This is a genomic window from Ruminococcus callidus ATCC 27760 (genome assembly GCF_000468015.1).
In the GTDB taxonomy this organism is placed as follows: domain Bacteria; phylum Bacillota; class Clostridia; order Oscillospirales; family Ruminococcaceae; genus Ruminococcus_C; species Ruminococcus_C callidus.
Genome location: NZ_KI260471.1, coordinates 876 through 9149, shown reverse-complemented (window position 1 = coordinate 9149; position 8274 = coordinate 876). Strand labels below are relative to the sequence as shown.

General features: G+C 41.8%; 7 protein-coding genes and 1 tRNA gene. 2 read left to right on the top strand and 6 right to left on the bottom strand.

Features of this window, described 5'->3' with window-relative positions; translation table 11 throughout:
- Nucleotides 1-143 precede the first annotated feature (143 nt).
- Nucleotides 144-220, top strand: a tRNA-Pro gene (locus RUMCAL_RS12160).
- Nucleotides 221-409: 189 nt separating this feature from the next.
- Here RUMCAL_RS12160 and RUMCAL_RS12155 read toward each other — a convergent pair.
- From RUMCAL_RS12155 to RUMCAL_RS12140, 4 genes are all read right to left on the bottom strand, one after another.
- Nucleotides 410-1453: a site-specific integrase gene (locus RUMCAL_RS12155; protein ID WP_021683233.1), complete on the bottom strand. Its 1044-nt coding sequence runs from the start codon at nt 1451-1453 to the stop codon at nt 410-412.
- A gap of 68 nt (nt 1454-1521) precedes the next feature.
- Nucleotides 1522-1752, bottom strand: coding sequence for a hypothetical protein (locus tag RUMCAL_RS12150; protein ID WP_021683232.1), 231 nt, complete (start codon nt 1750-1752; stop codon nt 1522-1524).
- A 48-nt stretch (nt 1753-1800) separates the two neighbouring features.
- Complete coding sequence (locus tag RUMCAL_RS12145; protein WP_021683231.1) at nt 1801-3507, bottom strand: DEAD/DEAH box helicase; 1707 nt, start codon at nt 3505-3507, stop codon at nt 1801-1803.
- 27 nt (nt 3508-3534) lie between these two features.
- Nucleotides 3535-4860, bottom strand: coding sequence for a DUF5906 domain-containing protein (locus tag RUMCAL_RS12140; protein ID WP_021683230.1), 1326 nt, complete (start codon nt 4858-4860; stop codon nt 3535-3537).
- Between the two features lie 352 nt (nt 4861-5212).
- On the opposite strand from RUMCAL_RS12140, the gene RUMCAL_RS12135 reads away from it, so the two are divergent.
- On the top strand, nt 5213-6469 hold the full coding sequence (locus RUMCAL_RS12135; RefSeq protein ID WP_021683229.1) for a hypothetical protein: 1257 nt from the start codon (nt 5213-5215) through the stop codon (nt 6467-6469).
- Nucleotides 6470-6729: 260 nt separating this feature from the next.
- Here the strand turns inward: RUMCAL_RS12135 and RUMCAL_RS12125 are convergent, their stop codons facing one another.
- Both RUMCAL_RS12125 and RUMCAL_RS12120 read right to left on the bottom strand, forming a co-directional pair.
- A complete protein-coding gene (locus RUMCAL_RS12125) occupies nt 6730-7689 on the bottom strand; it encodes a class II glutamine amidotransferase (RefSeq protein WP_021683227.1) in 960 nt (319 codons plus the stop codon).
- Nucleotide 7690: 1 nt separating this feature from the next.
- On the bottom strand, nt 7691-8274 hold a 584-nt coding region (locus RUMCAL_RS12120; RefSeq protein ID WP_021683226.1), incomplete at its 5' end, for an amidoligase family protein.

Here is an 8274-nt window from a genome sequence, read left to right as displayed (position 1 = left end):
CTGTCGCACAATCTTTGTGCGGTATTGCCATAAGGCGATTTTGAGGACTTTTTTGTTGCTTGTTGAAAAAAGACTTGACAAAATCGGGAATCTGTGATATAATAAAATTGTTCGTTATCTGATAAAACAGATAACGGCAGTTTCGAGGTGTAGCTCAGTTTGGTAGAGTGCTTGGTTTGGGACCAAGATGCCGCAGGTTCGAGTCCTGTCACCTCGACCATATGTAAAACGGCTTAGATGCGAAATTTGACGCATTTAAGCCGTTTTTTTGTGCTCTGATATTTCCGGCGGAAGATGGATTTTTCTTAAAAATGCCAACTTTTTCGGGTATGTGCCAACGAAAAGTGCCAACTGAAAAAAACAAGGGACTTCGAAAAGCCCCTTGCATTCTTGTGGCTTCTGTCATTTTTCAATCGTTCTTGTCGATTACGACCTTGTTGAAGTAATCGTCTATGATGCCGTCTGCCTTGTTGCGCTCGCTGTCAAAGGTTTCCTGGTATACGTTTTTGTATACATCCGGTGTACTCCAGCCGCCCATTTCCATGGCATATTTCTCTGGTACATTCAGCATGGCAGCCGTACTTGCAAAGATATGTCTGCAATCATGAAAGCGAATATCCTCAATACCGTTGTCTCGGAGCAGTCGCTTGAATCGCTTTCGGATGGTATTGGGTTTGACCGAAATAATGTGGTCTGTCTCTTTTTGGTGTGGGATTGCCTGAATTAAGTTGTAGATATGTATGGGAAGATTTACACAGCGCACACTTTTCTCTGTTTTGCAGTGGTTCACTTCTGCCCAGCCGGAATCAACTTTTACGATCTCACGGCGCACATACAGACGCATTGTTTTGGCATCGACATCTCTGAATTGTAGCCCAGCTACTTCGCCGATGCGCAGTGACAACCACATTGCAAGCAGAACAGGCAATTCACTGTCCGTGCCCTTGACGATCTTGTAGATTTCGGGCGCTGTCGGAAGCTTACGTTCTCGAACCTCTTTTTTCGGTAATCTGATGCTGCCCAGCTTGATATCAATGTCATTTGCAATCAAAACGCTTTTCAGGAATCCATAAGCATTCTTGATGGATTTATGACTGAGACGGTGTGCATCCAGATTGATTGCGATTTGGATATCCTTTGCCGTGAGTTCTTCGATATTGATGTCCATGATGTACTGTAACTTATTGCGGACAAGTTCTCTGTAGTTGCAGATCGTAGTCGGTTCAAGCACACGGCTTCGGCTGTCAATAAATTGCAGCATTGCCTGCTTTACTGTGCATGGTGTGTTCTTTTCTTCGTCAATGTGTTTGAGCCACTTCGTAGCCTTGATAATGACTTCATTTGGCGTACTGCCTGTGATCTTGCTCTTTTTGCGGTATTTTCCACTTCCTTCAGATACCCAGGTATAGAAATTGCCGCTGTCTGTTTGCTTGATGTTGAACTTCTTTTTCATTCTGATTGCTCCTTTTCAAAAAAAGAGCAGACGGTACCTCGCATTTAAGGTATCGTCTGCGTTATGTGTTATGCGGTCATTAATTCTTCCAGTGTCAACTCGTTCACGCAGAGGAACGTGTCCACTGTCTTTAATGTAAGGTTTTTGGCATCATGATCGTAGTTCTGGAGCGTTCTCGTGGAACAGTTCAGATACATTGCCAGTTCATCGTCAGTCAGATCATGAAGCAGCTGCCAGTAGCGAATCTTGCACCAGATGGTCTTCTGGAGCGGAATGCGCTTTTTCGTTTTCATAGCCATTGTTTGTCCCTCCTCACGGCAATAATATATGTTTGTTTTGGGTGATATTTACACATCAGCAGACAGTGCTGAAGAGCTTCTGTCTGTGATCTCAAAGCGTCTGATCTCAGGAGATACGATTTCATGAATGCCTGCAAATAAGAGGATATCATTCACAGTGTCGATCTGGATATTGGATTTCAATTCCTTCGGATAAGCGCCAGTTTCATTGCAGGCGGCTTTCAGTTCCTCCTTGAGGGCCTTCAAAGCATCCGGATCACAGTTGCTGGACTTATATTTGCCCCAGGCTGATACGATGCGCTGCTGACAAGCCTTTGTGATATCGTAATCCAGGAATAATTCTTCCATGCCTTCGGTTGGCTTTCCGTAAGTCTCCAATACCTTGCGTACAAAGGCATGGGAATTTTTTTGCTCTTCTGTCTTCAAGGCTCTTATGTGATTCAGTTGGGTTCGCAGCTGCTGAAGACCAATGCGGTTCACCAGAGGCTTTTTTAAGATCGCATCATAGCAAACATATGGGTTAGGCTGGTTCAGATACTGCAGGGCAAAGTCCGGATTATCTGCTGCCTTTTGGAATGCAGACAGCTGCATATAAAGCTTACCCTCCATATTTCCCAGAAGACTAAGGTCATAGTCCGGGATAAGCACCTGAATTTCACGTGGCTTTTTGCGGCCAACTCTTGCACGGCCTATGATCTGTTGTAACTCGACCATATCACAAGTTTCCGCTACAATAAGAGACAGGTTGTCATCATGAATTGACCAGCCATTTTCCGCTACCTTTGTTGTCACCAGTGCACTCGCATCGAAACCTTCCTGCAAAGCAATCTTTTGGATCTCATCCTTCTTGTCATCACTGGAATAGATACGCTGACTGTCTCCCAGCAGCTCTTGCATCTCTGCGCCAGCTTCCATGTCGTTGATGTAAATCAGTGCCTTTTTTCCTTGGGCGCAGAATTTCTGAATGTATTCAGCCAATTCCTTACGTTTGGCTGGGTAGTATACTGCAAATTTCAGATAAGTCCAGTCCGACTGCATGATGTAGGTATGTTTGATTCTGGTGCAGTCTGCATCTGGTGTTACTCGTAGAAAATGCTGTATATTGTCAGGGTCAAACTGACAGAGAGGCTTATCGGACAAATTCTCAATGTCCCATAGAATAGGAAGAACATCACTTGGCGTTGCTGTAATATAGATTCGTTTCGTATTGTCGAGGTTGCCATTGAGAAAATTCACCACATGCTGTGGATAAAGAGAAAACGTTGCATCTTCCGCAAAACAGTGGCATTCGTCACAGATCAAAACCAGCTTTTTTCCTTGGTACTTATGCTTTTTTCTTGCAAATTCCTGGTATGTCATGACTTCCACATTATCATTGACCTTTATTTTTTCGATCAAGGCTCCCGGAATATTCGGGCATTTGATCAAATCCTTGAGCACCTGTGTTTTGCATATGCAGCGGTTTGCCAGGACAATGAGATGTGAATCCGAGGATAAGGCGGCTATGATCAATTCCATCGCTTTTGTCTTGCCTGAGCCAGTCGGTGAGAAGACACACAAGGATTCACCGTATTCCAGCTTGTCCACATCTTTCGCATTGATGATCGAAGTCAGATATTCCTTAGAACCGCCAAGCGTAGAGCCTGTTATCAGGCAGAGGGACGCAAGCATTGGATTCTTCACATTTGCAATCTCTGCCGCATGAGCAGAGACAACTGCCGGGTCCATTTTTTCTGGGTAAATCATAATAGACATAATTTTTCCTCCTTTATTGCTGCGGCGTTACGCATGAAGCTTAACGCCGTAAAAACCACGGTTGTTCTGTCCGCCAATTCGTTTTCTGGTCTTTTCCAGTTTTTCTACGTTGACACGGTAAAATTCCTGGGAAAAGCTTGTGATATCTTGAAATACGCTGCCATATACAGCGCAGAATGCCATATACAAGTCAAAGGTACTTGTAAAAGCATCCGGATCGGAAAAGTCACAGTTTGTACAGCTGAAAACTTGGATTGCATTGTAGGCGCTGTTCAGTGGTACAAACAGTGACGACTGCATTGTATATGCAGTACAGTTTGGGAATTTATAGTTGTTTTCTCTGAGTGCCAGATAACTGCGAAATGCCTCTGTAGCGATGGCATCTTTCTCTGCCAGCAGCTTTTCCAGAATATATGGATCTTGCTGTTCCTTTAGAATGGAAACCGGATAAGGAATTGTAACAATTCTTCTTGCAAAAGCCGGATCGATATTGGAATACGCCATACCGATATTGTTGTTGCTGGAAATTACGATTTTGCTGGTACAGGGAAAGGATACAAATTCTTTGAACTTGACATTTGCTGTCAAATCATCATGTCCTGAAAAGGTTTTCAGATAACCAATATCTCTTGCGCCCAGGTCTAATTCGCCTTCATCTGCTGAGATTTCCATTCTGATATTACGCAGACGTGCTTTGCCAAACTCTGATAAGAGCGTTCTAATGGGCATAAAGTCTACACTTCCTTTTGACAGAAGGTTTTTTTGCAGATTCAGCTCTGTAGATTTTCCATTGTTGCCAGAAGGTCCATATAGAAAGAAAAGGGCTTTTGCATGAGCATCTGAAGAGAGACAGTATCCCCAATATTTCCAGTGCAGATCAATCAACACTGGGTCACCACCGCTAATGGTATACAGGAACTGATCTGCAGCTGGGTGATTCAACACTGGATCTGTCACATAGTTTGCCTCTACGCAAATTGTGGAGAAATAATCATCTGGCAGGCTAACGATTTGACCAGTCAGATTGGAAACGCAGCAGTTTCTGAAAACAGTATACTCCTCTCCGTTTGGGATTCCGTTAAATTTTAGACTTCGAAGCATCACCTCCTTCATAACATCAGCGCAGTTGGAAAACGTCAATGTTACCCCATCCTGAGCCGCTAGTTGATATATCCAGTTGTAAAATTCGTTTTTGTCAACCTTTACATCCTGGCATCCATTGCGCACATAAAGATCGCCTTCATAGATCATAAAGTGATGCGTACTGCATATATAATCCGATATCTGCGCCTCATAGATTTTCAACTGTTTGCCTTTTAGGATAGTGATGTTGTTGTTCTGCAATTCATTCAATTTGCATTCCTCCTAGAATTATTTTCACTTGCCAGTGGTGGCGTTGTGAATACGGCTTTTTGCCTGCTTTTATTATACCATACTTTTAACAAGTTAACAATGAGCTAATATATAAAAATTGATTTTTTACTGTTCAACGTAACAAGTTTAGAAAAAAGTTTTTCTCCAAAAATAAAATATACAGAAAAATTATGATGAACAGCACTTTTTTGCATGTAGAAATCTTATTTTGATTTGTGGTTATGGCATGAAATTATACTTTCTTTTTATGGGGAAGTATGATATAATAAAGATGGATTTTGTCACTGATATTCTATAAAGTGATACTAAGAATTCGAAAAGAGGATCTCAAATGTTCGACAATGATTTTGAAACCGCAATTAATTTCTATTTTTTCTTAAAAGAATCAGAATATGTTTTTAGTCAATTTGTTACTACTGTTGGAAAGACAGATCCAGATACCGGAGAGCTGTTTTTAGAAGATAACCCGGCATTTCGTAATTATAAGAAAAAAAGCCGAAAAGCTATAGAAAATCACACGAATGCACCGCATTTAACTCAAAAAACGAAAAACTTTTATCTGGACAAATGCCGTTACTATCTGTATCCGGAAAAAAGGAAACCATATAAACTAAAAAATGGTGAAGGCGTCGACTCAGAGAGTGCATTTTCAAACAGATGTGTTACAATGTTCTTTTCTCTCACTGGAATCGATTTTTCTTTTCTAAGAATTAAGCTAAAAAGAAAAGAAAGTATAGTTACCTGTCAAAAGAAGTGTCTGGAAGATCTATTTTCTTCTGTTTTAACTTTTTTTATGGAAACAAATTGTGTGCCTTTTGGATGTCCACAACTTCATAATTCAATACACATAGACGATTTTAAAAAATGGGTCAGATTTCTGTATGTTCGTTATCGACGCCTCTTGATTCAGGAAAATGTGGAACTTTTTAAAACGTTTTTGCCTTTAGAAGCGAAAAAAATCATAGAATGTGAGAAAAAAACCAGTATAGAATTGTGTCATGTGGTTTATAGGCCTGACGTTCAATACAATCTGTATCGGAATGATGTGGATAAAAAGAATGAATCTCTTATGCAGCGCATGAATACAGTTTTATACAACATAGAAACAGGAATAAGGACCATTCATAATGCCAGAACACTAAAAGATATCGAAGAAAATCTGAAGTACTTGTTTAGAACAAAAGCGCAGACTTTTGAAAAAGCAAGCAAAAAAGAGAAAAAAAGAGATTGGAAAGAGGAATATATCAGACGTTTGATCTGCTACCACACATCAGATCAGACTGATTTGATGCATCTAAAATTTTATGAGGAAGGAATGGTTAGAAGTATCGTATACCATAGTGCTAATACCTGTAAAGAGAGGACAGACTTGAACCATATATGGTGTGAGATATCAGAGTGTGAACAAGAAAAGGGATGCAGGTACCGATTAAATTGTGAAGAACTGAGCAAAGCTAAAATAAGACTTTTTACATTGCGGGAGTTGTTGTGGGATTACATTGGAGATAAACTTCCAAATCATTTATCAAATGAATTGCGTGAATTTACAGAAACAATAGAGTGGATCTGTATCGCCTATTTCTTGTAAAAAAGCATTGCAATTTCGCCGAAAATATTTTTGTGCAAATATTTTTTCATTTGACTCTCTATATAGAAAGAGAAATAAAAATAATTTTGTGGTGTGAGTTGGATGTGGTGTTCCATGTTCCAGGCGATCGAAAACTTCGAGAACAAAAAATGTTGTTGACCTTGCAAACTACCTGGAACGTGGAACAAAAAGCAAGTCAACATTGTCGCAATCGAAAAAAGAAACTACTTTTCCAAGAGGAAGGCAGTTTCTTTTTGTGTTTATTCGCAGCAGAACTCCTCTTCGCACCGAACTGCACAAAGCGTCTCCAAAAGCAAGTTGCTGTCACACAGCATTTCCTCGATCTCATCGGCAGAGTAGCCGTAGTCCAACAGCAAGAGAACATCCTCTTCTGTCACACCGTAGCAATTGCACATCTCCAACAGCAATTCTTCCTGCTGGGTGTAATACTCCTCCTCCAACTCGTCATACCAGTCAGTCCACTTGCCGAACCGGAAATTTTCCTGTACCTCAAAGGTAGAGCAGGTCAGAAAACCATAGCGGTCAATCTTCAAGATCGTACCTTCTTCTACATTCAACACTTCAAACGGATACTTGTGGAAACCGGCTTTCTGCAATGCCTTTTTCAGAATGCTTTCCGTTGAGGCATAAATGTAAAGCCCAAGCTCTGCAAAGTGGAGCAGGCACATGGGATTGCTGCCCTTGACGATGTAGAGCGTGTTGTTTTCGTCCAGAGCGGTAAAGCAGAAACTGCCCTGCACAGATTCCGCCATGCTCTTGAGCGAGTCAAAGTTTAGTTTTCCTTGCTTTTCCAATAACTGCACTGCAACATAACTGTCAGTTTCGATCTGCGTTTGCGGCAGATGCTTTTCTGTTCTGAGTTCCTTGTCGTTGTACAGCACACCGTTATGGGCAAAAGCAAAGTCCACATCGGCATGACCATAGAACGGGTGATTGTTGTAGTTGAACTTCTCGTTACCCTGTGTGGTCATGCGAGTATGTCCCATAACCGCTTTTGTGCCGTTAGGTGCATTAAAATGAATCTTGTGGGCAGGCTTTGGTCTTTTGTAGATAGTGACCTTACCGCTTTTCACATAGGCAATACCAGACGCATCCGTTCCTCGTTCTTCCGCCGCATTTGCCAGAGCCTGTGTTAGTTTTTTCAACAGCCTGTCCGACACAATGCCCTTATAGTCCAGCCATCCAAATAATGCACACATATCAATATTCCTCCGTTTCTTCCACTCTGTCGTTGATGTACAACTGACGCTCTTTCAAGTACTGTATCAATTCTGGTTCTGTTACATCAGCCACAAAGTCAGACCACGACAATTTCGAAATGCTGTCATCGGTGTTGTACTTAGCGGCATCACAGATACGGTTGACCAGCTGAATGGTGGCAATGAACGTGTTGTACTTCAAAGTGCCTCTGAAAAGTCTGAACTCCACTGTGTGGTAGTTGCAAAGGTTCACAGCTGCATATCGACCGTTTCCCCCCTTTTTTGCCTTGTCCATGATTGCCTTCGGTGTATGCTCGTAACCATATCTTGCTGCCCAACGGTTCATGGCATATTCCGAACGGCGGGAAAACTTCAAAAGCTCGTTCCAGTGATGTTCCACGAAATACAGGATTCTTGAAATCACCTCGTCCTGTTCTTCCTGGTTGTCCGAAAAGGTGTTACGATTCACATGGAGATGCAAGCCGCAGGTGCTTGTCTGGTGTGAGCGGTAGCCTTGACGAACGGCACGGTGCATAACGTCTTCCCACGGGAATTCATTGATGTGATAGTCCATGGTGCAGGGGT

Excerpts from the sequence above, each read along its gene's own strand:
- RUMCAL_RS12125 (WP_021683227.1), bottom strand. The coding sequence starts at position 7,689 with ATGTGTGCATTATTTGGATGGCTGGACTATAAGGGCATTGTGTCGGAC.
- RUMCAL_RS12150 (WP_021683232.1), bottom strand. The coding sequence starts at position 1,752 with ATGGCTATGAAAACGAAAAAGCGCATTCCGCTCCAGAAGACCATCTGG.
- RUMCAL_RS12155 (WP_021683233.1), bottom strand. The coding sequence starts at position 1,453 with ATGAAAAAGAAGTTCAACATCAAGCAAACAGACAGCGGCAATTTCTAT.
- RUMCAL_RS12145 (WP_021683231.1), bottom strand. The coding sequence starts at position 3,507 with ATGTCTATTATGATTTACCCAGAAAAAATGGACCCGGCAGTTGTCTCT.
- RUMCAL_RS12135 (WP_021683229.1), top strand. The coding sequence starts at position 5,213 with ATGTTCGACAATGATTTTGAAACCGCAATTAATTTCTATTTTTTCTTA.